The 26,985-nt window shown below is 46.4% G+C and carries 23 protein-coding genes; 8 read left to right on the top strand and 15 right to left on the bottom strand.

Annotated features, from left to right (window positions below; all coding sequences use genetic code 11):
• Nucleotides 1–15 precede the first annotated feature (15 nt).
• From BC349_RS00460 to BC349_RS00430, 7 genes are all read right to left on the bottom strand, one after another.
• The gene (locus BC349_RS00460; protein WP_187254784.1) at nt 16–1,203 is read right to left on the bottom strand and encodes a putative sugar nucleotidyl transferase; all 1,188 of its coding nucleotides are present in this window, start codon (nt 1,201–1,203) and stop codon (nt 16–18) included.
• 81 nt (nt 1,204–1,284) lie between these two features.
• Nucleotides 1,285–1,533, bottom strand: a complete 249-nt coding sequence (locus BC349_RS00455; RefSeq protein WP_187254783.1) for a type B 50S ribosomal protein L31 — start codon at nt 1,531–1,533, stop codon at nt 1,285–1,287.
• A gap of 130 nt (nt 1,534–1,663) precedes the next feature.
• Nucleotides 1,664–2,158, bottom strand: a complete 495-nt coding sequence (locus tag BC349_RS00450; protein ID WP_187254782.1) for a YajQ family cyclic di-GMP-binding protein — start codon at nt 2,156–2,158, stop codon at nt 1,664–1,666.
• An 84-nt stretch (nt 2,159–2,242) separates the two neighbouring features.
• The gene (locus BC349_RS00445; protein ID WP_187254781.1) at nt 2,243–4,702 is read right to left on the bottom strand and encodes a TonB-dependent receptor domain-containing protein; all 2,460 of its coding nucleotides are present in this window, start codon (nt 4,700–4,702) and stop codon (nt 2,243–2,245) included.
• Between the two features lie 250 nt (nt 4,703–4,952).
• Nucleotides 4,953–7,436: an outer membrane beta-barrel protein gene (locus BC349_RS00440; protein ID WP_187254780.1), complete on the bottom strand. Its 2,484-nt coding sequence runs from the start codon at nt 7,434–7,436 to the stop codon at nt 4,953–4,955.
• A gap of 361 nt (nt 7,437–7,797) precedes the next feature.
• Entirely contained in the window at nt 7,798–8,958 is a 1,161-nt protein-coding gene (locus tag BC349_RS00435) for a prolipoprotein diacylglyceryl transferase (protein ID WP_187254779.1), read from the bottom strand.
• Nucleotides 8,959–9,088: 130 nt separating this feature from the next.
• A complete protein-coding gene (locus BC349_RS00430; protein WP_187254778.1) occupies nt 9,089–9,502 on the bottom strand; it encodes a BrxA/BrxB family bacilliredoxin in 414 nt (137 codons plus the stop codon).
• Nucleotides 9,503–9,728: 226 nt separating this feature from the next.
• Between BC349_RS00430 and BC349_RS00425 the strand changes: the two genes are divergently transcribed.
• Together BC349_RS00425 and BC349_RS00420 are read left to right on the top strand one after the other, a co-directional pair.
• Complete coding sequence (locus BC349_RS00425; protein WP_187254777.1) at nt 9,729–10,163, top strand: Hsp20/alpha crystallin family protein; 435 nt, start codon at nt 9,729–9,731, stop codon at nt 10,161–10,163.
• Between the two features lie 151 nt (nt 10,164–10,314).
• Nucleotides 10,315–11,619 (top strand): hypothetical protein, encoded by a 1,305-nt coding sequence (locus BC349_RS00420; protein ID WP_187254776.1) that lies wholly within the window; start codon nt 10,315–10,317, stop codon nt 11,617–11,619.
• On the opposite strand, the gene BC349_RS00415 is transcribed toward BC349_RS00420, so the two are convergent.
• Nucleotides 11,620–12,081, bottom strand: a complete 462-nt coding sequence (locus tag BC349_RS00415; protein ID WP_187254775.1) for a nuclear transport factor 2 family protein — start codon at nt 12,079–12,081, stop codon at nt 11,620–11,622. It abuts the gene before it with no gap.
• Nucleotides 12,082–12,147: 66 nt separating this feature from the next.
• Here BC349_RS00415 and BC349_RS00410 point away from each other — a divergent pair, with 66 nt between their 5' ends.
• Complete coding sequence (locus tag BC349_RS00410; protein WP_187254774.1) at nt 12,148–12,609, top strand: hypothetical protein; 462 nt, start codon at nt 12,148–12,150, stop codon at nt 12,607–12,609.
• On the opposite strand, the gene BC349_RS00405 is transcribed toward BC349_RS00410, so the two are convergent.
• Nucleotides 12,606–13,664 (bottom strand): DUF4407 domain-containing protein, encoded by a 1,059-nt coding sequence (locus BC349_RS00405; protein WP_187254773.1) that lies wholly within the window; start codon nt 13,662–13,664, stop codon nt 12,606–12,608. The genes BC349_RS00410 and BC349_RS00405 overlap by 4 nt on opposite strands.
• Before the next feature lie 183 nt (nt 13,665–13,847).
• Here BC349_RS00405 and topA point away from each other — a divergent pair, with 183 nt between their 5' ends.
• Both topA and BC349_RS00395 read left to right on the top strand, forming a co-directional pair.
• Nucleotides 13,848–16,439, top strand: a complete 2,592-nt coding sequence (gene topA, locus BC349_RS00400; protein WP_187254772.1) for a type I DNA topoisomerase — start codon at nt 13,848–13,850, stop codon at nt 16,437–16,439.
• 143 nt (nt 16,440–16,582) lie between these two features.
• Nucleotides 16,583–17,461 (top strand): transglutaminase family protein, encoded by an 879-nt coding sequence (locus BC349_RS00395; protein ID WP_187254771.1) that lies wholly within the window; start codon nt 16,583–16,585, stop codon nt 17,459–17,461.
• 44 nt (nt 17,462–17,505) lie between these two features.
• Here the strand turns inward: BC349_RS00395 and BC349_RS00390 are convergent, their stop codons facing one another.
• A complete protein-coding gene (locus BC349_RS00390) occupies nt 17,506–18,927 on the bottom strand; it encodes a Gfo/Idh/MocA family protein (protein WP_187254770.1) in 1,422 nt (473 codons plus the stop codon).
• Nucleotides 18,928–19,044: 117 nt separating this feature from the next.
• Here BC349_RS00390 and BC349_RS00385 point away from each other — a divergent pair, with 117 nt between their 5' ends.
• Nucleotides 19,045–19,374 (top strand): tRNA-binding protein, encoded by a 330-nt coding sequence (locus BC349_RS00385; RefSeq protein WP_187254769.1) that lies wholly within the window; start codon nt 19,045–19,047, stop codon nt 19,372–19,374.
• Here BC349_RS00385 and BC349_RS00380 read toward each other — a convergent pair.
• Both BC349_RS00380 and BC349_RS00375 read right to left on the bottom strand, forming a co-directional pair.
• Entirely contained in the window at nt 19,371–19,862 is a 492-nt protein-coding gene (locus BC349_RS00380; protein ID WP_187254768.1) for a cytidine deaminase, read from the bottom strand. The two genes, BC349_RS00385 and BC349_RS00380, sit on opposite strands and share 4 nt — an antisense overlap.
• Before the next feature lie 33 nt (nt 19,863–19,895).
• Nucleotides 19,896–21,452: a S26 family signal peptidase gene (locus tag BC349_RS00375; RefSeq protein ID WP_187254767.1), complete on the bottom strand. Its 1,557-nt coding sequence runs from the start codon at nt 21,450–21,452 to the stop codon at nt 19,896–19,898.
• Nucleotides 21,453–21,604: 152 nt separating this feature from the next.
• Here BC349_RS00375 and BC349_RS00370 point away from each other — a divergent pair, with 152 nt between their 5' ends.
• Nucleotides 21,605–22,483, top strand: coding sequence for a MerR family transcriptional regulator (locus BC349_RS00370; RefSeq protein ID WP_187254766.1), 879 nt, complete (start codon nt 21,605–21,607; stop codon nt 22,481–22,483).
• Between the two features lie 3 nt (nt 22,484–22,486).
• Here BC349_RS00370 and BC349_RS00365 read toward each other — a convergent pair whose 3' ends face one another.
• Nucleotides 22,487–23,650 (bottom strand): sigma-54-dependent transcriptional regulator, encoded by a 1,164-nt coding sequence (locus BC349_RS00365; RefSeq protein ID WP_187254765.1) that lies wholly within the window; start codon nt 23,648–23,650, stop codon nt 22,487–22,489.
• A 571-nt stretch (nt 23,651–24,221) separates the two neighbouring features.
• Between BC349_RS00365 and BC349_RS00360 the strand changes: the two genes are divergently transcribed.
• A complete protein-coding gene (locus tag BC349_RS00360; RefSeq protein ID WP_187254764.1) occupies nt 24,222–24,374 on the top strand; it encodes a hypothetical protein in 153 nt (50 codons plus the stop codon).
• 71 nt (nt 24,375–24,445) lie between these two features.
• Here BC349_RS00360 and BC349_RS00355 read toward each other — a convergent pair whose 3' ends face one another.
• Together BC349_RS00355 and BC349_RS00350 are read right to left on the bottom strand one after the other, a co-directional pair.
• Nucleotides 24,446–25,435, bottom strand: coding sequence for a pyruvate dehydrogenase complex E1 component subunit beta (locus tag BC349_RS00355; protein WP_187254763.1), 990 nt, complete (start codon nt 25,433–25,435; stop codon nt 24,446–24,448).
• A 120-nt stretch (nt 25,436–25,555) separates the two neighbouring features.
• On the bottom strand, nt 25,556–26,926 hold the full coding sequence (locus tag BC349_RS00350; protein ID WP_187254762.1) for a S41 family peptidase: 1,371 nt from the start codon (nt 26,924–26,926) through the stop codon (nt 25,556–25,558).
• Between the last annotated feature and the right edge of the window lie 59 nt (nt 26,927–26,985).

Raw genomic sequence — 26,985 nt, 5'->3', positions numbered from 1 at the left:
TCGATTGGTATTGGTTTAAAAATTATCGTAAATATATTTCAGAATATTCTCTTCCCTTGGCTCCAGGTCCATGCCTTTCAGTGCTTTCCAGTTTCTGATATCCCTTAAGGACTTATCAAACTCATATTTGCGTACACCTTCAGCCCCCCATGAAAAATTGGGAATATATTTTGGCAGGAGTCCATTGCCGAATACACTGCAGGAAACCCCTACAACGGATCCCGTATTGAAGGAAGTGTTTATGGCAGACCTGCTGTAATCGCCCATTATCAGACCGCATTTCATTCCGGCCAATCCACGGCCGCCTTCACTGGCAGGGTGATAGACCATTACCTGGCCGGCATTGTTTTTAATATTGGATGCAGATGTGCCTGCTCCCAGATTGCACCATTCGCCAATGATGGCATCTCCCAGGTAACCATCATGGGCCTTGTGCGAATAACCCATCAGGATGCTGTTCTTGATTTCACCACCGGCCAGGCAATAGGGTCCGATGGTGGTGGCGCCGTATATTTTTGCACCCATTTTTATAACAGAATTTTCTCCAACTGACAATGGTCCCCTAATGCAGCAGCCTTCCATTAGCTGGGCGTCTTTTCCAATATAAACCGGACCCATAGCAGCATTGATGATGCAATGTTCCATTTCTGCACCTTCTTCCAGGAATACCTGTTCGGGATTGGTGATTCGGTTGGTGGCACTGATGGGGGCAGACCTGCGACCCCGGGTCATCAGTTCAAAATCCAGTCTCAGGGCGAGGTCATTGAGTTTGAAAAGGTCCCAGGGATTGTTCACACAAAAAATATCCTCTTCAAATGCGAGGGTATTATGAACTTTAATCTTATGCAGCCCGGTAACTTCCTCTTTGGTGAAATGCATGGCTATGGCTCCGGCATCCGGATGCACCAGCAATTCGCCTTTCTGAAGTTTTTTTACCGCCGCAATCAGTGAATCAGTTGGGATAATGTTCGCATGTACGAGCAGGTAATTACCCTCCTCAATGCCAGAATCAATGACCAGGGAACGGTCACTTTCCTTATAATCGCCCTCCCACCTGTCGAAGGATGGAAGGTTCAGTATCTTTTCCCATTTTTCCCGGATGGTCAGAATACCGATCCTGATATCCTGCATGCGCCTTGTCAGGGTGAAAGGGAAAAGGTTTTCAGGGCGACAATATTCTTCAGAAAAAATAATGCATTGCATGAAATAAAGGTAGAGAATTTGGGTGATAGAGAAATTTCTCTGTGACCCAAAAAAAAGGCCGGCTGGTGCCGGCTTTTTTTCTTATTTCTTTGCGTATTTCTTTTTGAACTTGTCGATACGTCCTGCTGTATCCAGCATAACATTCTTACCAGTAAAGAAAGGATGCGAAGTGTTGGAGATTTCCAGCTTGATCAGCGGATACTCGTTACCGTCTTCCCACTGAATGGTTTCTTTTGTGTTGGCGGTAGATTTGCTCAGGAAAGAAAAACCATTACTCATGTCCTTGAACACTACGAAGCGATAATTCTGCGGATGGATACCTTGTTTCATAACTGCTATTTTTAAGGCCGTACGGATTTTGCCGTACTGTTTTTAATTTTATGGAAGTGCAAAATTAGCGTATTCCTGTGGATTTCCCAAGGAATATGAAAAAAAGCTTTCCGGCGCAATCGGCTGATAATCAGCTTTTCATATTTATATACTGCAGGGGGAAATTCAGTCCCCAGGTTTTGCTGGCCTGGATCACCGCCTGAAGGTCGTCAATTTTCTTGGCAGTTACCCTTACGATATCATCCATTATGGCCGGCTGCACTTTCAGTCCCGAGTCTTTAATGAGTTTCACGATCTTTTTGGCATCCTCCTGTTTCAGGCCATTGCGGACCGGTATTTCCTTTTTCCAGAGTTTACCGCTCTGGTAAGCCTCTTTTGCCTCAAAATCATAGATATTGGCATCCAGCCCCTGCTTGATGGTGCGGCTGATCATAACATCGGTCACCTGGTTTAGTTTCATATCACTTTCCACTTCCAGGGTAACGGTATAATCCTTTTTATTCAGTTCAATCTGGACGTGTGAATCCTTGAAATCAAAACGGTTGGTGATTTCCTTTTTCACAGTATTAATAGCGTTGTCCAGTGTCTGGATATCAACCTTGCTGACGATATCAAATGATGGCATAATAAAGTTTTACCCGGCAAAAATAGAAAAACGTCCTGTAGAAACAGGACGTCTGAACCTTAAACTAACACTCATAGAGAAAAATTATTGCTGGTTGCCGCTGCCGACACGGTTTTGTTCATCTGTTGCACTGCCGGATTTCCTGCGCTGGGGACCACCGTTCTGCAGTTTGCCAAAACGGTAGGAGAAATTCAGGGCCACCCTCCTGTTGTCCCATTGTGCATTGATCTTGGTATCAATCGGACCGAATACTGTCTCACCCCTGAATTTCATGAGCCTGAAGGGATCGCTCACAGACAGTTTGATTGTACCCTTTGTTTTCAGCACCTGTTTGGAGAGGCCGAACGAAAACATCCCCATCGGTTTTGCGATCAGGATGCCGGCTTCCTGGGCTTTACTCCGGTAAAAGCCGCTGATTTCGCCACCCCATGATTTTCCGAATTTGAACTGGTTGTTAATGTTGCCCATGAAGGAAGTGAAACCTGCATCCAGGGGCAGGTTATTGACCATGCCTTCAAACTGGTTGTGGAATATATTGCCGAATACTGACACTGTCCACCACTTGGTCAGTGGCTGGTTGTAACTGATGGCAAGACCGATATTCCTTCTTTTTGCAATGTTCTCCTTTGTCTGGAAAGTGACTTTGGTGGAGTCGTTCTGTTTCAGGATATCATTAATGATGTCGGTGGTCATGGTATAGTTCAGTGTGGTATTCAATACGCCTTTGTAATTGTGCGAAAATTCTATGTTGTGACTGAACTGCGGCTGGAGATAAGGGTTACCCGCCTGGTAGGTATACTGGTCCAGGAAATACTGGAACGGGTTCATGTCCTTATAATTGGGTCTTTCTATCCTTCTTCCGTAGGAAGCGTTCAACTGGTTTTTGTCGTTCAGTTTATAGCTGGCAAATGCGGTTGGAAATAACTGCACATAATCACGCTTGAAGCTTTCGTTGTTTGATAGCTGCTTACCCTTAGCGTTGGTATGCTCCATTCGCAGTCCTGTCTGCAGGGACCATTTTTTGAATTCCCGGTTGTAGTTTACATATACCGCGTTGATATTTTCCTCGTAAAGGAAATGGTTGCTGCGGCTTTGGTCTATTTCCCAGGTTTTGCTGTCGGCATCCCAGGTGGTATAACGGGCATCATTATCTGTTTTTACATAACTGCTTTTTACACCGGCCTCAATTTTGCCGGCCTTTCCCAAAGGATGTACATAATCGACCTTGGCACTGTATATCCTGATATCGGAAGGAAGGTCCCCTTTCAGGAGGAATGAATCTGTCAGGATGTTACCCGGCTGGTAAAAAGTATAGTTGTCTGATGTTTGTTTTGCCTTCGAACCGTACCAGATATAATCCAGGTCAGCAGATATTTCCCGTCCGGTGGTATCAAGCTTTTTGCGGAAGTTCAGGTTTGCGCCATAGTTTTTCCACTTGTCGGTGTTCTCGCTAAACGCACGGTTGGATGAATCAAGCAGTCCCTTCCCATCATAAATATCTGCCCGGCTGTCTGCCATGAAATTACGCGGGTTATAAGTGCCATTCACCTGCACACCCAAAGAAGTGTTTTTATCGATCTGGTAGTCTGCTCCAACCCTCAGGCCGGCATTTGTGCTGTTGAAGCCACCATCTGTTTTCTGGTCGAAGACCGCCGAAAGGTCATCGCTGTCCTTAACCCTGAATTTACGGTCCAGGTTGAGGGAGTTGAATCCCTGCCAATAAGAATAACTCAGGGTACTGAAAACAGAGATCTTATCCTTTTTATAGTTCAGGTTGAGGCTGTTGGAGGACTTGGGATAAACGCCCTGGATATAACCCAGGTTTACGGATCCGTTAAAGCCGTTCTGCCTGCCTTTTTTGGTACGGATATTAATAATACCGCTGTTTCCGGAGGCGTCAAATTTGGCGGAAGGCTGGGTCATGATCTCCACTGTTTCCAACTGGTTGGAGGGGGTGTTACGCAGGTAGTTTGCCAGGTCCTGGCCTCCCAGGTAAGTCTGCTTGCCATCTATCAGCACAATAACGCCCTGCTTGCCTTTCAGGCTGATATTCCCATCCCGGTCAACTGAAATGCCAGGGGATTTTTCCAGCACTTCCAGGGCGGTACCACCCGCATTGGAAATGAAAGCATCCACATTTACAACTGTTTTATCGGCCTTCACTTCCACCATAGCCTTCCTTGCTGTAACTGTAACTGCTTTAAGATCGGCACTTGCCGGTTCCAGCTTCAGGGTTCCCAGGATGGTTTCCTGACCTGCTTTTATGGTTTGAACTGCACTGTTGAAGGTGTTGAATCCCATGGCAGAAATCTGCACCAGGTATTCGCCGTCCGCCAGGTTGTTGAGTTCAAATTTACCCTCCTTATCGGAGGTGGTAATCTTCACCAGTTTTTTATCTGCTGCATTTAATACAGAGATGGTAGCAGCTTCAATGGCGGCTCCCTTTGAATCTGAAAGCTGTCCTTTCAGAATACCTGCTGATTGCGCAAAAACCACGCTGGTGGTTGCTATTAGCAGAAAGAACAAGGTGTAAATATTTTTCATCAGGAAAGGTTGTAAGGTTTATGAATGTAAAATTCCACAAGCTTCGGGTAGGTGAAAAGCGAATTGTTTCAGGCGGTCAAAATCAAGTACGAAAGAATACGTATTGAACTTATCTTGTGCGTAAAAGATTTGTTAAACGACCTGCCCTGAATCGGGACAGGCCGTTGTAACTGGCTGTTTGAAAAGGAAAGGTTTAATGATCAATGGAAAATATGATGAAGGTGATTTCTTCAATCGTTTACTTCTTTCTTTAGTTGTTGCCGCCCATCTTTACGCGGTTCTGCTCATCGCCTGCACCACCGATTTTTCTTCTGGGCTGTGCTCCTTTGATGGGTTTGCCAAAACGGTAGGTAAACGACAGGTTTACCACTCTTGAATCACGACGGTTGTTGAAACTTGCTTCCGTGGTCTGGAAATTCATGCTACCGCTTACCTTCTGTGTATAGAACATATCACGGATGTTTAGTTTCAAAGCTCCTTTGGTTTTCAGGATTTGTTTGGAAATGCCTGCTGATGCTGCACCCATGGGGTTGATAAGTATCTGTCCTTCCACACCTTTGCTGCGGTACCAGCCACTCAGTTCTGCGCTCCAGCCTTTGTTGAATTTGAACTGGTTGTTTACATTGAACATAAGGGTTCCGGCAGATACTTTTATTTCCTCATTGTTCAGGGTTCCGCTGTATTCATTGTAATTATAGTTACTGTAAAGAATGGCTGTCCACCACTTCTGAACCGGCACCTGTGCACTTATGGACATACCGGCGTTCTGACGGGAACCAATATTTCCCTGGCGTACAATGGTGGCATATTCCGGTTCATTGTACTGCGGATTGCCCTGTGAGAATGTTTCACTGAAATAATCCTTTGTATAACTATAGTTCAGGGTGGTAGTCAGGAAATTTTTGAAAGTGTGGGTCAGTTCAATATTGTGGGTGAACTGCGGTTGCAGGTAAGGGTTACCACGAACATAAGTGTACTTGTCGATGAAGAACATGAATGGGTTGAGGTCCTGGTAGGCCGGACGGTCGATCCTTCTGCCATAGGAAACTGCCAGCTGATTCTTCTCATTTGCCTTATAACTCACGAAGAGTGTAGGGAAGATGCTTCCGTAGTTGCGGCTGAAAGATGAATCGGGTTTGGTCGGATTGCCGAATTGCTTGCCTTCGTAACGGGTATGCTCATACCTCAATCCGGCCTGGATACCGAATTTCTTTATTTGTGTACTGTAATTCAGGTAACCTGCAACAATGTTCTCTTTATACTGGAACTGGTTGGATTTATCGTAATCATTTTCCCAGCCGTTATTTCCCAGGTTGGAATAGTCAGCTGTATTATTGGTATTTACGAAACTGGTCTTTAATCCCGCTTCCATTTTGGCACCTTTTTTCAGGGGCTGGGTATAATCCAGTTTGGCAGAATAAATATCGATATCAATCGGAATGCTGCCTCGAAGTTGCTCGGTATATTTCGGGGTCTGGTCAGCGTCGAGGTTGGTATTGGTAAATCTTTGCTTGCTGTTGGAACCATAGGTGATAAAATCGGCATCTGCGGTAAGTTCTCTGCCGGTTGAATCAAACTGGTGACGGAAATTCAGGTTGATGCTTTTGTTTTTCCAAAGGTCCTCACTATAACCGTCAGCCAGCACCATAGAGTCTGTTACAGAATGAGGATCCATCATATAGCTGGTGTTCCGGTTGGTCCACTTTTCAGGTGAAAAATTACCGCTGCCAACTATACCGAGGGTGGTTTTTTTCGAAAGATAATAGTCCGCACCAAACTTCATATTGTAATTCCTGTTGTCATTTTTCATGAATGAGCTTTGCTCAAATATGGCAGTCAGTTCCTTGGTGCCGGCATCCCTGTAATTGCGTTTGATATCCAGTACCTGGTATGTATTCCAGATGCTGTATCCGCCATTGGCGAAAAAATTGAATTTGCCGGTACGCAGGTTCAGGTTCAGGCTGTTATTGGTTTTCCAGTAAGCCCCCTGGCCGTAGTTAAGTGCCAGGTTTCCGTTGAAACCTTTCTGCTTGTTCTTTTTGGTCTTGATATTGATGATGCCGGAATTGCCTGATGCATCGTATTTGGCGGAGGGATTGGTTACCAGTTCTATCTGTTCAATATTACTGGCGGGCATGGATTTCAGCAGGCTGGCCAGCTGTTCACCGGTCAGGTAGGTGGGACGGCCATCCATCATTACCATTACACTTTGTTTCCCTTTCAGGCTGATATTACCATCCTTGTCAACCATTACCCCGGGTGCTTTTTCCAGCACTTCCAGTGCAGTGGCGCCAACGTTGGTCACAGCAGCATCCACATTCAACACTGTTTTATCAATCCTCTGTTCGATAAATGGCTTACGATAGGTAACGGTAACTGCACCGAGTTCCTTGCCGGCGGTAACCAGATGCATGGCCGGAACTTCCACCTCAGGTTTGTCGCCATCCAGTGAAATGTGGGCGGAATAGGATTTCTCATGGCCCACTGCCGATACCATGATCAGGTATTTGCCTGCAGACAGATCCAGGAAACTGTATTTCCCGGACCTGTCAGTAGACTGGATTTTGGCCACAGAGGAATCTTTGGCGTGCAGCAGGCTAACGGTAACTGCTTCAGCTGGTTTGCTTGCTCCATCCGTAACATTTCCCCTGAGGGAAACTGTTTTGGTTTGGGCCTGACTCACCAGGGATAAGGTGGTTAAAGCGAGTGTCAGTAAAGCGAGTGTCTTTTTCATAACTAAGGTTCTTTAATTAGTTTGGTACCGTTTAAGGTTTATTACAGGTCAAAGGTAGGTACTATGTAATGCAATGTACATTGTTTTGTGCCGAATGGTTATTAGGATTGATTTTCGGCAAATGCAATGATGGTAATGTGACGGAGAAGCCAGGCATTGGTTACAAAAACGGCATATTTTCGGATGAGTGGTTAATATGCCGGAAGAACGGAGCAGGCGTATTTTTTACATCAGCGTAATCATTTATGACTAACTGTATGGGGGCACCACTTAATAAGAAATGAGGAAGGCTAACCCCTAGAAAATGCAGAAAGCCTGTGTGCTGACACAGGCTTTCGCGGATACAATTGGGGAGAAAGATTTATTTGATTGCCTTTCCGGGTTTTTTCAGCGCGTATTTTCCCAGCCAGACCCAGAGCAGGATACCCCCGATTACCATGGCGGAAGAAATCAATTCAGCCTGCGTAGGATGGAAACCGAAAATATCGTACTTGGTATTCACCCGGATTTTTTCGATGAAAAAGCGTTCGATTCCGTTTACCACCAGGTAGAGGGCAAAAATGCGACCCGGAATATGGATTTTTTTCCGGAAGAACCAGAGCAGCCCGAATAAGGCCAGGCACATCAGGGTTTCGTAAAATGCTGTTGGGTAAACCGCCAGGGGAAGCTGGTTGCAGTAATTGCCTTCGCAACCGGGAATCGGCACACCGGCATTGATAACATTATGCGGATATTGGTAAGCCCAGATCCAGTCTGGTAGCCAGGAATATGGATTGGGTTTGTCGTTTACAATTCCCCAGTCGCCGTCTCCTGACACATGGCAGCCGATCCTGCCTATTGCATAGGAGAGCATCAGGGCCGGTGCGGCAGAATCACACAGATGGCGTAATCCGATCTTGTGTTTGCGGGCATACCAGCCAATAGCGATGGCTGCACAGATTAATCCACCATAAAAAGTCAGTCCGCTGAAGGAAAGCAGGGCGCCTATCGGATCAGCCACAAACTCATTCCAGTTTTCCAGGTTATGGAAGATCTTGGCTCCGGCAAAACCAAAGATGGCGGCAAATACCACAATGTCCCCCACCCTGTCCTGGGGCCAGATCCTGATAGTTCTTTCCTCCGGTTTGGCCAGTTTCTGTTTGTTCTTTTCCCACCATTTCAATCCGGCAAATAACAGCCCTGTAAATATCCCTGCCGGCCAGGAACCCTGGGAAGAGAAAATGAATTCCTGTGGGTCAGCCGGACCGATTACAAATGCCCCGATGATTTTATAACCCAGCAGGAAGCCCAGGATAAAATTGGTAAGGAGTTCGCCCGCACTGGCCGGCTGGCCAATGGTTATTTTGGTTTCCACGTATTGCAGCAGTCCCTGCTGGCTTTTCCTTCTCAGTTCCATTGTAAGGACCCATGCAGCCGCGAGGAAAGCCAGGGCTACAAAAAAACCAAACGAGTTAACAAAACGCAGTCCGGGTATTTCAACACCGAACAGGTCCTTAAATGCATAATATAGATTAGGATACATGTAGTCTGATTAAAATGTAAACCAAAATAATGCGCAATGATAAGAAATAAGATTGCATACCATTAAAAAATAACCCCTTCGCTACGGAAGGGGCTATTTTTTAAAAAGAATATCTGATAGGATCAGCCTGTTAACAATAATGTTCAAACGCTGCAATCAGGTTGTGCGCGATCATCTGTGCCGAACGGCCTTCGATCTGGTGACGTTCAATGAAATGAACCAGTTGTCCATCCTTGAAAAGCGCGATAGACGGGGAAGACGGCGGGTAAGGAAGCAGGTATTCCCTTAATTTCCTTACTGCATCAATGTCAAAACCTGCAAAACTGGTTGCCAGGTAATCGGGTTTCTTCGCGCTGTTGGTAACCGCCATCAGTACACCCGGGCGACAGGTACCGGCTGAACAGCCGCACACAGAGTTAACCACCACCAGGGTTGTTCCCTGCTGCTTCATCTGGTTATCTACTGCTTCAGGGGTCAGGAGTTCGATAAAACCATGTTCGGTTAACTCCTCTTTCATGGGCATTACTATCTCTGCTGGATACATTGTATTGTTTTTAAGAGTTGCAAAACTACTGGAAAAACAATAAAGCAGGCGGAATGGTTCGAATATGTCAAAATGGCGCCTATTAAAGGTATTGGTATGCTATAATGGCATTAATTCGGTTTGTTTGTCCGGTAAAATCTTACAAGATGGCAGCATAAACCAGGTGGTATATGGTTTGAATAATAATCCTCAAACGATTAATCATTACACAATAAAAAAAATAGCTATGACATTCTTGAAAGTACAACAACCCGCCCGTCCTTTTGGTAGCCTGCTGGATGAATTATTCCAGGATTTGCCTGCCTTCCGCAATAAGGAAGGGGTTCCTGCAGTTCAGTCTGTTCCGGTAAATATTGTGGAAACAGCCGATGGTTACCATCTTGAATTAAATGCGCCCGGTCGTATTAAGGAAGATTTCAGGATTTCAGTGGAAAATGACCTGCTGACGATTTCCTATGAACACAAGGAAGAGAATAAATCCGAAGACCTGAAAATTATCAGAAAGGAGTTCAAATACAGTTCTTTTAAAAGAAGCTTTTCACTGGATGAAAAAATCAATGCGGAAAACATCCAGGCAAAATATGAAAATGGCCTGCTGAAGCTCTACCTGCCTAAAAAAGCTGAGGTAAAGCAGGAGCCCAGGGCCATTACGATTCAATAATTTTTTCTCATAAGCAGTTGGTTTTGGTTATACCCCGGTGTGTTTACCCCGGGGTTTTTTTTGTATGTATTGTAACAAAGTGTTAAACAGGCGTTTGTAGAAAATAACCTAATATTGCCACACTTTTCAGCTTCCACAAAACTTTCAGAGAATGTCGACAATTCGTTTTCGGATTTTTTTGATAAGTATCCTGGTTATTTTTGGTTACGGCTCTGTGTCTGCCCAGGTTGACACAACTGTCAAGATGGTTGTTACCGATACCCTGGCGAAACCAACAGATACAATTCCACCGGTACTTATTGATACTGCCCTCAGGATCATAAACCTGACACCGTATATAACCCTGCATGTTGATTCATCCATTAATTATAAGCTGGATATCAACCGTGACTCTGCCAGGTATTTCTGGTACCTGCGTAATGCGCCGGTGGGACTCAAGATTAACAAGGACGATGGGAGATTGAGTTTCAAAGCGGAAAAATCCTATTTCATGTCGGGCAGGCTGAAATATGACCAGGAATATAAGGTATTCCTCGGTGTGCAAAACCTGGGGAACCCCCAGGAAAGGGTTGACACTTTCATTACCCTGCTTTTCTATAACACGGAGATCATCCTTTCAAAACTGAAACCGGGTGTCAGTGCTAACCTGACCATGGATGAAGGCGATACGCTGAGTATTCCGATCCAGTGTGAAAGAGGCAGTTTCCCGATTGATGAAATCATTACCCTGGTGGATGCATCCATAAAAGGTTATGACCCGGTAAAAAAATGCGACGATATTTTCAACTGGGCCATACCATACGATTTTGTAAAGGAAACAGACCGTGAAAAGTCAAAGACCATCAGTGTCATGTTCGTGGGTTCAGATAAATTCCACAACCGCGATACGGCAGTAATAAAAGTAACCATCAGGGATGCTGTCAATTATCCATTCCGGAAGAATGAACATGCCAGGGTGGTGAAGGAAATTGAAAGGTATATTCTGCAGTTGAAATTTACCTTTAAGGAACTGGATAAAAAAGTGCGCAGGACAAAGACTTCCCGCTCAACTTTTGATATCTCCTCAGGTGTAGCGGCACTTAGCGGCACTGTTTTGTCAACCAGCACAGCTACCAGCGATAAAAACCTGGGAAAGATAATGCCGAGTGTGGGCGTTGCCATTGTTCCGGTAAAAGAAGCTGCCGCTCCCAATAAAACCTACGAGTCCAATGCGGCTTCACAGGTTCGTGCCAGCATCAAACGCCTGGAGTACAGCGTTTCAGAGAATTCCCTGGTTGGGGAAAGGGATGCCGAAGTACTGACCAAACTTGCCAAATTGCGAAGTGACCTGAAGCAGGTTCAAACTCAACTGATCGATGTTCCGATGGTGGATACCGGTGGCTTGAGCGAAGAAGAACTGAACGAATACTTCAACAATCCAAAAGTTAACAGGAAGTACAAGCTTTCGGCAAAATAATCAATTGCCCTTACAGGATTCTTTCCTCCTGGTATCGATGATGTACTGGATCTTCCAGTCACCGTTGAGTTTTACCAGCTGGAAAGAATTCACCCCGCAATGGCTGAATTTTGTGCCCACATAAAATTCATAAGGTGTCCAGACGGCAGCCAGTGTACCGTCGATGTGAATGGCACCATAGCTGATTCTTTCGTCCAGTATTTCGGTCCTGGGCTTGCCTACAGCGTTCACAAAATCAATTACGGTTTCGGTCCTTACCACTGTTACGCCGTCGTTTTTCTGAACGATGGTTTGCATCACTGCTGTGGGGGAAAAGGTTGATGCCAGCATCGCTGTATCACTGGTACGCATACCCGTAAACAGGCGGTCGATGGTTGCCCTGATGGCATTTTCTTCATTAGTTTGCTGTGCGATGCCCGGAAGGGCAAAAACTGTTAATAATAGGCTAAATAGCAACTTCATGCGGCAGTAGGTTTAAACTGTGAGTAATTGTTTCAGTCAACTAATGTATAACCAAAGTTGATCCCTATGTTTAAAATTTTACCAGCGGTAATTTTCACCGCAATCCTCGCAACCGGAACTGAAGTTTCCTATGCTCAGCCACGCGGTTATTATCCTCCTTATCCGCAAAGGGAAGTTGTAATTATTGATGATCATCGCGACAGGGGTGGTCGTTATGACCATGATGACCGCTATGACCATGATGACCGTTATGACAGGCATGACCATGATTGTGATTATGGCTGTAAACACAAACAGAGCCATAAAAAACGCAAAAAGTATCACCGTGATGCCGGTTATCCCCTGATCATTATCCAAACCCGCAACCTGCCGATCATGCGTTACGGACATAATCGTTACTACTACCGCAATTCCGCCGGAATGCACTATTGGCTGGGTCGCGATGGCCGGCTGTACCTTGATGTAAAATATGTAAGGATGGCGAGGTATAACGATCATGAATATTCGCAGTGGCAAAGGGGGTATTAAACCGCCGACATCCTTGCTTTTTCCTGTTCCGCTATAAGGCTGCGTTCGATGCCCGCCATGGGAACCAACTCCTGTTTTGCCAGGGCTATATCATATGGCCCTACCGGCAGCAGGAGTTTTGCTATAACAGGGGCCGTTTCTATGATGATGATGAGCAGGCTGATCAGGAAGGTGGCCAGGAAAACACTTGATTCTTCCTCTGACAGGTTGTGCAGGGCCTTGTTCCTTTCCAGGAATCCGACATTTTCAAAAGCCGCTTTTGCAAAATCTTCCTTGTCTTTTTTCAGTTCGGTTGTGGCTGCAGACAAAAAGCTTTCATGAGCTCCCAGGGTGGAATCAAGAATATGAAAATTCTGTTGGTACTGTTCTGCCGTTTGCCGGTAGGCTCCCTGTTTCAGGAGAGTAATGCTTTCCACTCCCCTCTTGCCTGAACCGCCGGTTCCGTCTGCCTCCTGTACATAGGACTGCTGTAATTTCAGCAGGGTGTCTTCCATGGCTTTACGGCGGCCGGCCAGGAGGTTCCTTTCTGCCAGCACTGCAGCAACCTTGGCCTCGTGAATGGTGTCCTGCTGCCCGTTATAGACCCTGATCTTTTCCTGCAGGTTTTCCGCCACTTTCAGGTTGATCTCTTTTTCGAATAGTTTAAGTTCAAGCGGCCTTGCAATGGTGATGCCGATCATAACGGCCAGTATGATCCGGGGCAGGGCCATCCGCCATTGCCTTCCGGCAGAAATGCCATATTTCCTGATCGTTGCCACCATGAAGCGGTCAAAATTGAAAATGATCAGTCCCCATAAGACCGCAAATCCCGCTGCCCATCCCAGGCTGCCAAAAATGGTATAAAAGGCATAACCCGACGAGAGGGCTGCGAGGGCAAATGTGGCCAGCAACACCCCGCCCAGGGTATTATATTTGGGATGTTCGGTCGGAAATTGTTCCAGTGTAGGGGCATGCGCTCCGGCACACCACCATAAAAACGGGTTGTTTCCCTTGCTACCGGAAAAGGAGTCGTAGCCGGCAATATCATTGCCACGGCCTGCCGCAGGCTGCGTCATACAATTAATTTAAGTGTGTGAAATGTTGAGTTGGTAGAAGTGGAACAGTACAAAGAACGGTGTTTCGCAGGGAATATTTCTTAAAGGAATGATAAGGATATTAAATATACCTGAATTGGTATTTTCGGTCTTATACACTAAACTTGCAGGCTCCGGACCAATTAATTAAACGATTTTTGTTACATGGCTAAGAATTTATTGATAGTGGAGTCGCCGGCGAAAGCCAAAACCATCGAAAAGATCCTGGGTAAGGATTTTGAGGTGAAGAGTTGTTATGGACATATCCGCGACCTGGAAAAAGGCGAAATGGGCATTGATATAAATAATCATTACAAACCCCGTTATATTGTTCCGGACGAGAAGGAGAAAGTGGTAAGGGAACTGAAGCAGCTGGCAAAAAAGAGCGAAGAAGTGTGGCTGGCAACGGATGAGGACCGTGAAGGAGAAGCCATCAGCTGGCACCTTTGCGAAGTACTCGGACTAGACCCTTACACCACCAAACGGATCGTTTTCCATGAAATTACCAAACCAGCCATCCAGAAAGCGGTACAACAGCCACGCACCGTGAATATGGACCTGGTGAATGCCCAGCAGGCCCGCCGGGTACTGGACAGGATCGTAGGTTTTGAGCTCAGCCCTGTTTTATGGCGGAAAATGAGCATGGGAACTTCTCTCAGTGCCGGCAGGGTTCAGAGTGTGGCGGTACGATTGATCGCAGAGCGCGAGAGGGAGATCAACCATTTCAAAAGCCAGAGCCATTTCAGGATCGATGCCTGGTTCACTGCAAAGGACCTGAACCACAAACCCGTAAACTTTAAGGCTGAAGGACAGAAATACAACAACCAGGAAGGTGCGGAAAAATTCCTAGAATCCTGTGTGGGTGCAGATTATACGGTTGCTGATATCCAGGTAAAACCTGGCCGGAAATCACCGGCGGCACCATTTACCACATCCACCCTTCAGCAGGAAGCCAGCCGAAAACTCGGCTATTCGGTAAGTAAGACCATGCTGATTGCGCAGAAACTGTATGAAAGCGGTCAGATTACCTATATGCGTACGGACAGCGTTAACCTGAGTGAAACTGCCATGGACAGCATTCGCCAGCAGGTGACTGCCCAGTTTGGTAACCGCTATTTCCAGCCACGTAAATACAAGAACCGCAACGAATCAGCCCAGGAAGCGCACGAGGCCATCAGGCCTACCTATATGGAAACCACCTCGGTGGATGATCCGGAAACCAAAAGGCTGTATGAACTGATCTGGAAGCGCACCATGGCCTCACAGATGGCTGATGCCGAACTGGAAAAGACCATTGCTAAAATCAGCATTTCCACCAATAAGGAGGAATTGACTGCCAGTGGCGAAGTGTTGAAATTTGACGGGTTCCTGAAAGTATATATGGAGGATCGTGATGAAGAAGACCTGACTGAAGAGGATGGCAATGAAAGCATGCTCCCCCCTTTACAGGTAAAGCAGGAGCTGCCGTTGAAGGAAATGAGCGCTACTGAGCGTTTCAACCGACCGGCGCCGCGTTATACGGAAGCATCCCTGGTTAAAAAGCTGGAAGAACTGGGCATCGGCCGCCCTTCAACATACGCCCCCACCATTACCACCATTCTGAAAAGAGGTTATGTGGAAAAACGCGATAAGGAAGGGATAAGACGTGATTTCAGGATCCTGAAACTCGTTGCTGACAGGATTTCAAAGGAAATGTCGCAGGAAACCACGGGAACTGAAAAAGCCAAGTTGTTCCCTACAGACCTGGGATTGGTGGTGACAGATTTCCTGTCGCAGTATTTCAATGATGTAATGGACTATGGCTTCACTGCCAAAATAGAGGAAGAATTTGACGAAGTTGCCCGGGGAAAGCGCCAATGGCATAAGATGATAGATGAGTTTTACAATCCCTTCAAGAAGGATGTGGACAAGACCATCGAAACGGCGGAAAGGATCAAGGGAGAAAGGGAACTGGGAAGTGATCCGGCCAGTGGCAGGAAAGTGGTAGCCCGGATGGGCAGGTATGGCCCGATGGTGCAGATCGGTGACGCAGCGGAAGAGGAAAAACCAAGGTTTGCCAAGTTGAAATCAGGCCAGAGCATTGAGACCATCACCTACGATGAAGCCATGGATCTTTTCAAACTTCCCTTAACCATAGGTGAATATGAAGGCCAGGAGGTATCGGTGAACGTGGGCAGATTTGGCCCCTATGTTAAATGGGGCGAGGAGTTTGTATCCATTCCAAAAGGTGAAGACCCAATGACGGTGGACCTGGATCGTGCGGTTGCGCTGATCAGCGGGAAAAAGCTGGCCGATGCACCAATTGCTACCTATGAGGGATTACCGGTTACCAAAGGCAAAGGGCGCTTCGGTCCGTTTATCAAATGGAATGATCTCTACATTAATATCCCAAGGGCCTATAATTTCGACAGTTTATCCCAGAAGGACTGTGAAGAACTGATCGCTAAAAAACTGGAAAAAGAAGCCAACCGTTTTATCAGGCAATGGCCTGCTGATAAGATTGCACTGGAAAATGGCCGATGGGGACCTTTTATCCGGTTTGGCAAAAAAATGCTGAAACTGGGTAAAAAAGCCGACGGCAGCAAATATTCGGAAGCCGACCTGGGAGCTATTACCGTGGAAGAAGTAAAGAAAATGATCGAAGCGGAAATTCCGGGAGCTTTTGAAAAGAAGGCGAAGCCCGCGGCTAAAAAAGCCGCTCCAAAAAAAGCGGCAACTAAAAAAGCCCCGGCTAAAAAAGCGGCTAAAAAGAAATAGCCCGGGATGGCCTTATCCACGCGTGTGGAAAACTATCCAACCGGGGTATTGGGCCACACACGAAATTTATTGGCAGATCACTAACAATAAATAATGAGATCAGAACGTCATTATTTGGAAAGTGATCCACTAAGCCCGTGTGAATGGAAGAAACCCGTGAAATATCTGCCCTTTTTCATCTCATCGATGACCCCGATGCGGAAGTGTTTTCAACCGTGAGTGACAAAATCATTTCCATGGGAGCCAATATCATCCCCAACCTGGAGCATTTGTGGGAAACAACTCCCGATGAAAGTGTCCAGGAAAGGATTGAGTTGCTGATTCACCGGCTTCATTACTGTGATCTTACCCAGGAATTCAACCGGTGGAAAAAAATGCCTGAACCCGACTTGCTGGGGGGCGCCCTGCTGGTGGCAAAATTTCAGTATCCCGACCTGGATCTCAGCCAGGTTTTGCAGGATATAGAAAAAATGAGGCGCAATATCTGGCTGGAACTGAACAGTTACCTGACCCCATTGGAACAAACCAATGTACTGACTACCATCCTTTATAATTATTATAACCTAAAGGGAACCGAGATTAATTACGGCGAACCAAATGGCTTCCTGCTGAACAAAGTGCTGGAATCCAAAAATGGCAATTCGATCAGTAATGGTATTCTTTACCTTATCCTGGCTGATTTGCTGGATATACCCATTCGGGCGATTCCCATCCCCAGGCAATTTATCCTGGCGTATTTTGACGTCGAACCCGGGCAGTGGGAACAACTGCCATCCAACCCGTCAAGCCTGATCCAGTTTTATATTGACCCCATGAGCGGGCAGGTATTTACCCAGAAAGATGTTGAAACCTATTTCAGACGTATCTCAGTACCTGCAACGGCATCTTTTTTCAGGCCTTATTCCAATCTGCGCATCATTCAACTGCTGCTGGAGGAATTCGCCAAATGTTTCGAAGACGACAAGCAGTTGTACAAGTTTGAGGAGCTGATGCAGTTGTCTGCTTTACTTGGTGAGGAGTGAGAAAAAAGAAGGTAGATTTTATTCAAAATCTACCTTCCGTATTGTTAAAGCTCCCAGCCCTTCCTTCTTTCCCTTTTCACATACTGGTTGGCTTCTTCGAAGTTTGTAATCCGCATGTTTTTGGCATCCCAGAGAAGGGTCTTTCTGCCAAGGTATTTATCTCCCCATCCTTTAAGGTTGGGGTTTTTCAGCATCCAGCTCCTGATGGCCAGGTTTCCGATAAGGATACTTTCGGTAAATGGTCCTGCATATTCAAATGGCGAACTGGTAACCGCTTTCCCATAACCTGCGATACAGGCGTTCACCCATTGTGCATAGTGTCCTTCAGGAACACGTGGCAGTGTTGGTGCGGGAAGTTGCTCCTTCATTTTTACAGTTGGGAGTAGACGAGGATTTTCGCCGTAACAATCGGCCAGTAATTTGCCTTTGTCGCCGACGAAAAGGATGCCACCATCCCAGTTGCCAAATGCTTCTTCCGGCAACAGTTCATCCGGACGGTTGGGCAGCAGGCCGCCATCATGCCAGGATATTTTGATATTGCCCTTGCCGTCGGTACGTGGATATGTGAGGTGTATGATAGATGAAGGCGGACATCCATCGGAATAATTTCCTTCCACCCACATGTCTTTCCAGATATTGGCCACACTGCATTCCACCGAGCTTGGATAATCAATTGGCAGGATCCTGAAAGCAGGGTCAAGGATATGGCAGGCCATATCGCCAAGGGCACCGGTACCGAATGCCCACCATCCACGCCAGTTAAAAGGCAGGTAGGCAGGATTGTAATCGATGTGCTGGGCAGGTCCCAGCCAGAGGTCCCAGTTCAGTTCCTTTGGGATGGGGTGATTGCCGGAAGGTGTGGGTATACCCTGCGGCCATACCGGCCGGTTGGTCCAGGCATGCACAGTGTGTACTTCACCGATCAGGCCTGCGTCGATAAGTTCCTTGGCCCTTCTGACGCCCTCTCCGCTGCCTCCCTGGTTACCCATCTGGGTTACCACTTTATGGCGTTTAGCCGCTTCCGTTAGTAACCTTGCTTCATAGATATCATGTGTCAATGGTTTCTGCGTGTACACATGTTTGCCGAGTTGCATGGCCGCAAGGGTGGCATTGGCATGTGTATGGTCGGGGGTGGAAATGGATACTGCGTCAATATTATTTTTCTCCTTTGCCAGCATTTCCCGGAAGTCGGCATAATATGGTGCTTTCGGATAGGCTTGCCTGGCTTTGGCTGCGGCCCTGTCATCTACATCGCAAAGCGCAACAATGTTGACTTTTTTGGTTTTGAAGAACTCGGCAAGGTCGCCCTGTCCTTTACCGCCTACTCCAATTCCAGCCACATTGAGGGTGTCACTCGGCGCGATATGGCCCTTTCCTAAAACATGCCGGGGAACAATAAAAAATCCCGCGGCAGCTACAGTCGAATTCCGGATGAATTTTCTGCGTGAAGCATCTGAACGAGGCATAATTAGAATCGGTTTGGTTGATTATTAATGAGTATTGAATTTACATCATAGCATCATATCATTGTAATAATATTTGGGTGAATTCAACATGTGGTATTGTAAATTCGAAATAAAAAAATGATCAGTTGGAACGACTTTGAAAAAGTTGATATGCGGGTGGGAACTATTACAGAGGCCACGGTTTTTGCCAAAGCCCGGAAACCGGCCTACCGGTTAACCATTGATTTCGGTAGTATGGGCATACGCCGTTCATCGGCGCAGATCACAAGTCTGTACGAGCCTGCAGAGCTGGTGGGGCGGCAGGTGATCGCCGTGGTAAATTTTCCCCCCAAACAAATCGCGGATTTCATGAGTGAATGTCTCGTGCTGGGCATCTACAACGAAAATAATGAGGTGGTTTTATTGCAACCTGAGCGTCCCGTTGCCAACGGTCATAAGATCGGTTAAAATCCACCGAGATCCCCGCCTGTAAAACTAAGTGGCAACAACATGCTTGCCCTTGGGATGATGTATACCTTGCCTGTCATTCCGCCAAGGATCAGCCGGATCGGGTGTTTCATCCTGTCTTCATATTCCTGTAGTGACTGCCTGCAGATACCGCAGGGTGAGATGGGATGGTCGCTTTCTACCAGTGAACTTCTGTAACTGATGGCAATCGTTTCAACCGGAATATTCGGGAACAAGGAGGAGATGGATGCCAGTAAAACCCTTTCCGCGCATAATCCTACGGGAAAGGAAGCATTCTCCTGGTTGGAGCCTGCCAGGATTTCACCATTGGTCAGTTTGGCAACGGCGCCAACATGAAAATTGGAGTAAGGTGCATAGGCCTGTACGGTTACTTCCCTCGCTTCGTTCAAAAGCCAGGCATCTTCTTCAGTTAATTCATCTATTGAATCATATTCCTCGTATTCAAATTCATATTTGTTCCTGGTCATTACACATAGGATTTAGCTGAAGCAGAAGGTACATTATTTTATGCTCCTGAACAACCGGTTCCAGCGGATACCATTATTGACACTCATCCAGATGATCCATGCTTCGCCCACGATATGGTCTTCGGGCACAAAACCCCAGAAGCGGCTGTCCTGGGAACCATGTCGGTTATCTCCCATCATCCAGTAATAATTCATTTTAAAGGTATACTGGCTGGATGGCTGTCCGTTGATGATGAACTGCCCGTTTTGTTGTTCGAGGGTATTGCCTTCGTACACCCTGATGGCCCTTTCATAGAGCGTGTAATTCTGTGGAGTCAGTGTCAGGGTAGCGCCTTTTGCAGGAATCCATATAGGGCCGAATTCGTCAATGGTCCATTTGTGCATGGTGTCGTAGGGGTAGCAGACCTGGCCCCACAACCTTGGGTCAACCTGTTCTGGTTTGATCAACTGCGGCGTAATACTTTTTGCGAGTCCCGATGTTTTCATTTTTTCAGCTGCGTCTGCTGTTAGCAGCATAATATATTTATTACCACTGAGCACTGCAATTTCTTCAGGGTTTTCTATATCAATGTGGTAGTCCTCCTTCATTACATCGGCATTGAGAGGCTGCCCCGAGGTTTCCACTTCATAACTGATCTGGGAAAATGGGGGTACATATCCCGCTTCTCCATTGATATAAACCCTGCCATCCCTTATTTCAAGTGTGTCGCCGGCGATGGCCACACATCTTTTGATATAGTTCTCCCTTTTATCAACCGGCCTGATCACGAGCGGATAGGTATCGGGGTCACCCAGGATCATCTGCCTGCCGGCATCCAGGTTTCCGTTGCCCAGTCTCCTGGCAACATCATAATAGGGATCTGCTGATTGAAACTCGGGCCTGTTGATAACAGTATCACCGGTGGGGAAGTTGAAAACCACCACATCGTTCCTTTTAACCGGGCTTTCAAACCAGCGGCTGTAGGGCAGTTTAATGATTTCACTATAGGACCTGGACGAAGTGCCGGGTATGGTATGGTGCATGAATGGAATGGCCAGCGGGGTGTTGGGAATCCTTGGGCCGTAACTGATTTTGCTGACAAACAGGAAGTCATTAATCAGCAGTGTTTTTTCCATGGATCCGGTCGGAATGGTATAGGCTTCAAAAATGAAGGTTCGGATCAATGTAGCTGCAACAACCGCGAATATGCCCGCATCCACCCACTCGCGAATGGTTGATTTCTGGTAATGCCTCACGCCTTCCGGACCAATAAAACGGGTGTTTTTGTCCATTCCCACATAAGGAAAATAAATAAAAGGCAGCAGGCAGGTGAGTGCGTGCTCCCAGAAGCTGAATTTTCCGAAGCACTTGATCCATTCAATAAAAATACCCATCGTCACAAACCAGCCTGCAACAGGGATAAACTGCCAGAAAAACCAGTGTTTGGGTCTTTTGGCAACATCCAGCATAACCCAGGTGTTATAAAATGGAATATATGCTTTCCAGGCCGGAACACTCACTTTCTGAAACATCTTTGAAAGTCCAAAAGCAGGCAGGATAACCAATAAAATAGAAATCAGAGATAAGATCAGGATTTGATTCGTTGTCATTCAGCGAATTTTAAATTCGGGCAAAAATACCATTCTGCATCAAAAATGGTGTTTATTCAGCGTATTTGTAACTTAATTGTTCAAAATATGACAGGTGCAATTACAAAGAATTTGTTAAGGTAGTTCTTCCTGGATTACATTCGCTAAGTCAAATGAACCATTTCACCATAAGTGATATTGAAAACCTGACAGGTATCAAGGCGCATACGCTAAGGGTCTGGGAACAGCGTTACCAGGTATGCCGTGCCAAACGCAAAGAAAGCGGTCATCGGTTTTATGATGATGACGACCTGCGGAATTTACTCAGGATCAGCCTTCTTTACAAAGGGGGGCATAAAATATCCAGGCTGGCCTGCATGCAGGAGTCTGAAATGCTGTCCCTGGCGGCATCTGTAAAACTTAAATGCCTGCATGAGCAGTTTGTTAACCAACTGATGGAAGCTGCGCAGGCATTTGACCAGGCACATTTTGAAAAAATCCTGAACCTGATGGTACTACACCTGGGGTTTGAAAAATGTGTGGTGGATGTGATTTATCCCTTTCTTGAAAAACTGGGTATGATGTGGCTAACCGATAAGGTGGTTCCGGCCCAGGAACATTTTGCCTGCAACCTGATTCGGAAAAAAATCATTGTTGCCATTGATGGCCTGGAAAAAACTGCTGCTGTTAAGGGCCGGACTGTCCTGATATTTACCCCAGTCGGTGAAGCACACGAGATACCCATATTATACATGCATTACCTGTTAAAAAAACAGGGTAGTCATATTGTTTATATGGGCAGTGAAGTGGCAATTGAAACATTATCCCATTACTGCACTTACAGGAAACCGACACACCTGTATTTTCACCTGATCACCCATCTCTGTAACGGAGAACTGTCTGACTACCTGCAATGCCTGGCCGAAAAAATAACAGGTGTAAAAATCGTAGTATCCGGTCCGGCATTTGCTGACAAAACTTCCCACCTGCCAGGTTCAGTGAAATGTCTCAAATCCCTGGCTGAAATGATCGGTTTTGCAAAAATGAATTGAATATCAGTTGCGCGGAACCACATTATTGACCACATCGTCTTTTACAATGGTTTTACCCGACAGGATAACCAACCTTTCAACCACATTCCTGAGCTCGCGGATATTTCCGGTCCAGTTATATTGTTTCAGCACCTCCATAGCTTCTTTTTCGATTTCCTTTTTGGCAATGCCGTAATCAGCGCAGATGTTTTCCAGGAATTTGTCAACCAGTAAGGGAATATCATCTCTCCTGTCGTTCAATGATGGCACATGTATCAGGATCACACTCAGGCGGTGATAGAGATCGAGCCTGAAGTTTCTTTCTTCCACTTCCTTCAGCAGGTCTTTATTGGTAGCGGCCACCACCCTAACGTCAACGGATATCTCTTTATCACCACCTACCCTTGTGATCTTTCCTTCCTGGAGGGCGCGCAATACTTTAGCCTGTGCGCTGAGGCTCATATCTCCGATTTCATCCAGGAATAATGTGCCACCGCTTGCCTGTTCAAATTTGCCGATACGCTGCTTGATAGCCGATGTAAACGAGCCCTTTTCATGACCGAACAGTTCACTTTCAATGAGTTCTCCCGGTATTGCAGCGCAGTTCACTTCTACCAGGGGACCACCAGCACGGTTGCTTTTTTCATGCAGCCACCTGGCCACCAGTTCCTTTCCTACACCGTTCTCGCCGGTGATCAGCACCCTCGCATCCGTTGGAGCCACTTTTTCAATAGTGTCCTTAATTCGCTGGATGGCAGGTGATTCACCTATCATTTCCTGAACCTTGCTTACTTTCCTTTTCAGCACTTTCGTTTCGGTAACCAGCGAGGTCTTATCCATTGCATTGCGCAGGGTGATCAGCAAACGGTTTAGATCGGGCGGTTTGGAAATATAATCGAATGCACCTTTTTTAACAGCTTCTACCGCTGTTTCAATAGTACCATGTCCCGATATCATTATAATGGGTACATCCGGATTGGCCTCCCTGGCTTTTTCAAGGAATTCTATGCCGTCAAGTTTCGGCATTTTTATATCGCAGAGTACCACATCCCAGGCCCGCTCCTTAAACTTCCTGAGGCCCTCCTCCCCGTCTGAGGCTTCTTCAATTTTATATCCTTCATAGGATAATATTTCTCCCAGCGTTTTCCTGATGGCTCTTTCGTCGTCGATGATAAGGATATGTGACATGTGCGGGATTTATGATGTTTTGTAATAAATCAAAATTACCGATTAATGCTATTAGCCATGGTACTGGCAATTATTTTGCCATTTTTAAAGCAATGGCAAAGTTCGGCCGTCATTAAAGATATTGAACTGCCCCGTCTTTTCACAGGTGAAACTAAACGGGTGCAGTTTTGATATTCCACCTGGCGTGGAAAACCTGAAGTAGTGTGCCGAATATGTTGCTGGCAGACTATCAGTGGAGAAACGATTGACCAAACGCAGATCTATAACCGAAATGGAAGTCGGGGATGTTTTGATACCGGGGGGAATTAATGGTGATGCCGGGATTTATGTCTGCGCAGGATATCCATATAGTTACTGCACCGGGAGGACAGACCTGTAGCCATGGTTCCCGCACAGGCTGTTGGCTGTGGTTACCCCTTAGCGGAGGTTTGAGTGGGACCAGCCTGTAAAATGGTGAGGGATGGCTTTCGTAGATGTACGATAAAAAATCGGGTAGAAATTGGCTTGACAGGTGGCAAATGGGATTGTACTTTTGGATTATCCTATTGAATGATCATTAAAATATCCACCTATGAGTACCTTAAAACATCCCTATAAAGCAACCCACGAAGTAAGTGTATGGCAACTGACCACCAAATTGGTGGTACTGGCAGGTGTGCTGATGGCTTATAGTTATTGTTTCTTATTAACGATTGGCAGTATGCTGAAACTGGCCAATAGCTGAATAACAGACGGCTCAATAAAAAAGCGCCCGGTAATAATACAGGGCGCTTTTTTTATTGGGAATGCTCCGGTTTATTTTTTCATGTACATAACTTCTTTCACCAGTTTTACGGTACGGCTTACATCCGGTAATGCTGCAGCAACCAGGTTTGGAGCGTAGTGCAAGGGAGCGTCGGCAGCTGTTATACGGCGGATTGGTGCATCAAGATAATCGAAGCCCTCTTTCTGGATACGGTAAGATATCTCGGAAGAGATGGATGCAAATGGCCATTGTTCTTCCACGATCACCAGTCGGTTAGTTTTCTTTACGCTTTCAAGTATGGTCATCCAGTCGAGCGGACGGATGGAACGCAAGTCGATGACTTCAGCGTTCACCCCTTCTTTTTCCAATTCAGCTGCAGCTCCAAGTGCCACTTTCATCATTTTATTGAAAGAAACGATGGTCACATCGCTGCCGGCTTTTTTAACATCAGCCTTTCCCAGCGGGATATAATATTCTTCTTCAGGAACTTCAGATTTTTCACCATACATCTGCTCGCTTTCCATGAAGATAACAGGGTCTTCCTCATAACGGATGGCTTGCTTCAGCAGGCCTTTGGCATCGTATCCATTGCTGGGGGATACCACTTTGAGGCCCGGGATATTGGCATAATAACTTTCGAAAGCGGTGGAGTGCTGTGCACCCAATTGGCCGGCTGATCCGTTTGGTCCGCGGAATACAATCGGGCAGGAAAGCTGTCCGCCGCTCATGGCAAGCATTTTGGAAGCTGTATTCAGGATCTGGTCGAGGGCCAGTACGGCGAAGTTCCAGGTCATGAATTCTACAATAGGGCGAAGTCCGTTCTGCGCAGCCCCAACTGCCACTGCAGCAAAGCCAAGCTCTGAAATGGGAGTGTCAATCACCCGTTTGGCGCCGAATTCATCCAGCATACCCTGGCTAACTTTATAGGCGCCATTGTATTCTGCCACTTCTTCACCCATCAGGAAAACACGTTCATCGCGACGGAATTCCTCATTCATTGCTTCGCGGAGCGCTTCTCTAAATGCGATTGATCTTGCCATTCATTTGCTTTTTTAGGAGTGGCAAATTTATTGGTTCGGGGGCAAACCTGCAAAAATTGATGGCTTTAAAAGCAAAAAGCCCCCTGACAGGGGGCTTTATTTATATTAATTAGGTGCAGCTTAGTTCAAACCGGGAATCCTTACCCTGTCTTCAACCATCACTTTAAGTTTATGGCTCTGCATTTTGTTGTAACTGTTAAGTGCTTCAGGTGATGATCTTTCGACATCCCTGCTGTCAAACCTGAAAGCGCCGGTGGTCAGGTATTTCATGGCGCTGGCCAGGCAATCTTCGGTCAGGTCTCCCCAGGGCTTATCGAGTCCGTCAATTACCTGCTTGTCAGGGATGAAACCATCGAAATAGCTGCCCTGGCCCAGGCTGTTTACCAGTCTCAGGGAAACAGGGAACACATACCACTCTCCTACTGGGATATCAAAATAACCTACGGGCTTACCGTTGGAAGCGCTGGGACCTACAGTTTTTACTTCCAGGTGGGGCTTCATGATATTGATGAGCGCCTCACTGGCAGATGCTGTATTCTGGGAAATGATGAACACGATTTTGGTAGGGGAAAGTGTACCTTTTTTGGCGAAATTGACAGTACTGTTGTATTGGGCAAGTATATCGTTAAAGGTTTGTTTGTACATCACTGTGCCGGCACTGACAGTATTGGGGGCAAGGTAATTGGCCAGTTCCTGTTGCAGGGAAACATAACCACCGCCATTGTATCTCAGGTCAACAATCATATCGGTTACACCTTCTGCGGTGAAATGATTGAAAGCATTTCCGAACCCGGCCTTGATCTGGTCCTGGTCACCCAGGAAGGAATTCAGCACGAGGTAGCCGATAGATTTTCCGCCGCTTTTATAAACTGTATCCAGCACCAGTGGTTGTTCCTGATAGGAACCCGGGGCCAACGTCAGTTCAACGCTGGTGCCATCCGGTTTCAGGAAAGTGATGGTTGCCGTATTGCCTCCATAAATAGCATTCACAATAAAATTGATACTGGCATCCGAGGTGTTGATATCCGTACTTCCATTGATCTTGGTGATGCGCCAGGTACGTTGCACTCCCGCTTTTCCGGCAACCGATTCGGGTTCCACATTGGTTACACGGAGATCTGTTGCGGACCGGAAAAATATACCAATACCGAGGTCGCCACTGATGCCACTGCTGGCATTATCCCAGTCTTTCTGCAACATCGCGAAGCTCCACCTGTCAACAGGTTCGGCAAAACCCGGTTCATTGCTATACTGGCGTATGGCCTGCATAATTTTATTGGGATCGGCATAAGTACGGGGATTGAAACTCGTAGGTATTTGTTTGTACCAGAGGTAGGCTTCCCTCGCAATCATAAGGGAAGTGTCCTTAACCTTATCGGCGGCACTTACCGTTCCCGTGCCGGGCGGTGGAGTGGTTTCTTCTGCCACATCTTTCTGGCAAGCACTCAGGATCAAAACTGCAAAAGAAGAAAGCAACAGGATGCGTTTCATATGGGATATTTTATTTGTCAATTTACGTTAATGTTAAATATATGGATAGGCTGTTTGAC

This window comes from Flavihumibacter stibioxidans (genome assembly GCF_014332695.1).
GTDB classification, from domain to species: Bacteria; Bacteroidota; Bacteroidia; order Chitinophagales; family Chitinophagaceae; genus Flavihumibacter; species Flavihumibacter stibioxidans.
The sequence above is the reverse complement of the archived record's forward strand: the minus strand, read 5'-3'. Positions and strand labels throughout refer to the sequence as shown.

Bases quoted from the DNA above. Each gene is read 5' to 3' on its own strand.
- BC349_RS00455 (WP_187254783.1), bottom strand. From the start codon at position 1,533: ATGAAACAAGGTATCCATCCGCAGAATTATCGCTTCGTAGTGTTCAAG.
- BC349_RS00405 (WP_187254773.1), bottom strand. From the start codon at position 13,664: ATGACGCAGCCTGCGGCAGGCCGTGGCAATGATATTGCCGGCTACGAC.
- BC349_RS00375 (WP_187254767.1), bottom strand. From the start codon at position 21,452: ATGACAACGAATCAAATCCTGATCTTATCTCTGATTTCTATTTTATTG.
- BC349_RS00445 (WP_187254781.1), bottom strand. From the start codon at position 4,702: ATGAAAAATATTTACACCTTGTTCTTTCTGCTAATAGCAACCACCAGC.
- BC349_RS00440 (WP_187254780.1), bottom strand. From the start codon at position 7,436: ATGAAAAAGACACTCGCTTTACTGACACTCGCTTTAACCACCTTATCC.
- BC349_RS00380 (WP_187254768.1), bottom strand. From the start codon at position 19,862: ATGACCAGGAACAAATATGAATTTGAATACGAGGAATATGATTCAATA.
- BC349_RS00435 (WP_187254779.1), bottom strand. From the start codon at position 8,958: ATGTATCCTAATCTATATTATGCATTTAAGGACCTGTTCGGTGTTGAA.
- BC349_RS00450 (WP_187254782.1), bottom strand. From the start codon at position 2,158: ATGCCATCATTTGATATCGTCAGCAAGGTTGATATCCAGACACTGGAC.
- BC349_RS00385 (WP_187254769.1), top strand. From the start codon at position 19,045: ATGATCAGTTGGAACGACTTTGAAAAAGTTGATATGCGGGTGGGAACT.
- BC349_RS00365 (WP_187254765.1), bottom strand. From the start codon at position 23,650: ATGTCACATATCCTTATCATCGACGACGAAAGAGCCATCAGGAAAACG.
- BC349_RS00355 (WP_187254763.1), bottom strand. From the start codon at position 25,435: ATGGCAAGATCAATCGCATTTAGAGAAGCGCTCCGCGAAGCAATGAAT.
- topA (WP_187254772.1), top strand. From the start codon at position 13,848: ATGGCTAAGAATTTATTGATAGTGGAGTCGCCGGCGAAAGCCAAAACC.
- BC349_RS00395 (WP_187254771.1), top strand. From the start codon at position 16,583: ATGGAAGAAACCCGTGAAATATCTGCCCTTTTTCATCTCATCGATGAC.
- BC349_RS00415 (WP_187254775.1), bottom strand. From the start codon at position 12,081: ATGAAGTTGCTATTTAGCCTATTATTAACAGTTTTTGCCCTTCCGGGC.
- BC349_RS00460 (WP_187254784.1), bottom strand. From the start codon at position 1,203: ATGCAATGCATTATTTTTTCTGAAGAATATTGTCGCCCTGAAAACCTT.
- BC349_RS00360 (WP_187254764.1), top strand. From the start codon at position 24,222: ATGAGTACCTTAAAACATCCCTATAAAGCAACCCACGAAGTAAGTGTA.
- BC349_RS00370 (WP_187254766.1), top strand. From the start codon at position 21,605: ATGAACCATTTCACCATAAGTGATATTGAAAACCTGACAGGTATCAAG.
- BC349_RS00430 (WP_187254778.1), bottom strand. From the start codon at position 9,502: ATGTATCCAGCAGAGATAGTAATGCCCATGAAAGAGGAGTTAACCGAA.
- BC349_RS00410 (WP_187254774.1), top strand. From the start codon at position 12,148: ATGTTTAAAATTTTACCAGCGGTAATTTTCACCGCAATCCTCGCAACC.
- BC349_RS00350 (WP_187254762.1), bottom strand. From the start codon at position 26,926: ATGAAACGCATCCTGTTGCTTTCTTCTTTTGCAGTTTTGATCCTGAGT.
- BC349_RS00420 (WP_187254776.1), top strand. From the start codon at position 10,315: ATGTCGACAATTCGTTTTCGGATTTTTTTGATAAGTATCCTGGTTATT.
- BC349_RS00425 (WP_187254777.1), top strand. From the start codon at position 9,729: ATGACATTCTTGAAAGTACAACAACCCGCCCGTCCTTTTGGTAGCCTG.
- BC349_RS00390 (WP_187254770.1), bottom strand. From the start codon at position 18,927: ATGCCTCGTTCAGATGCTTCACGCAGAAAATTCATCCGGAATTCGACT.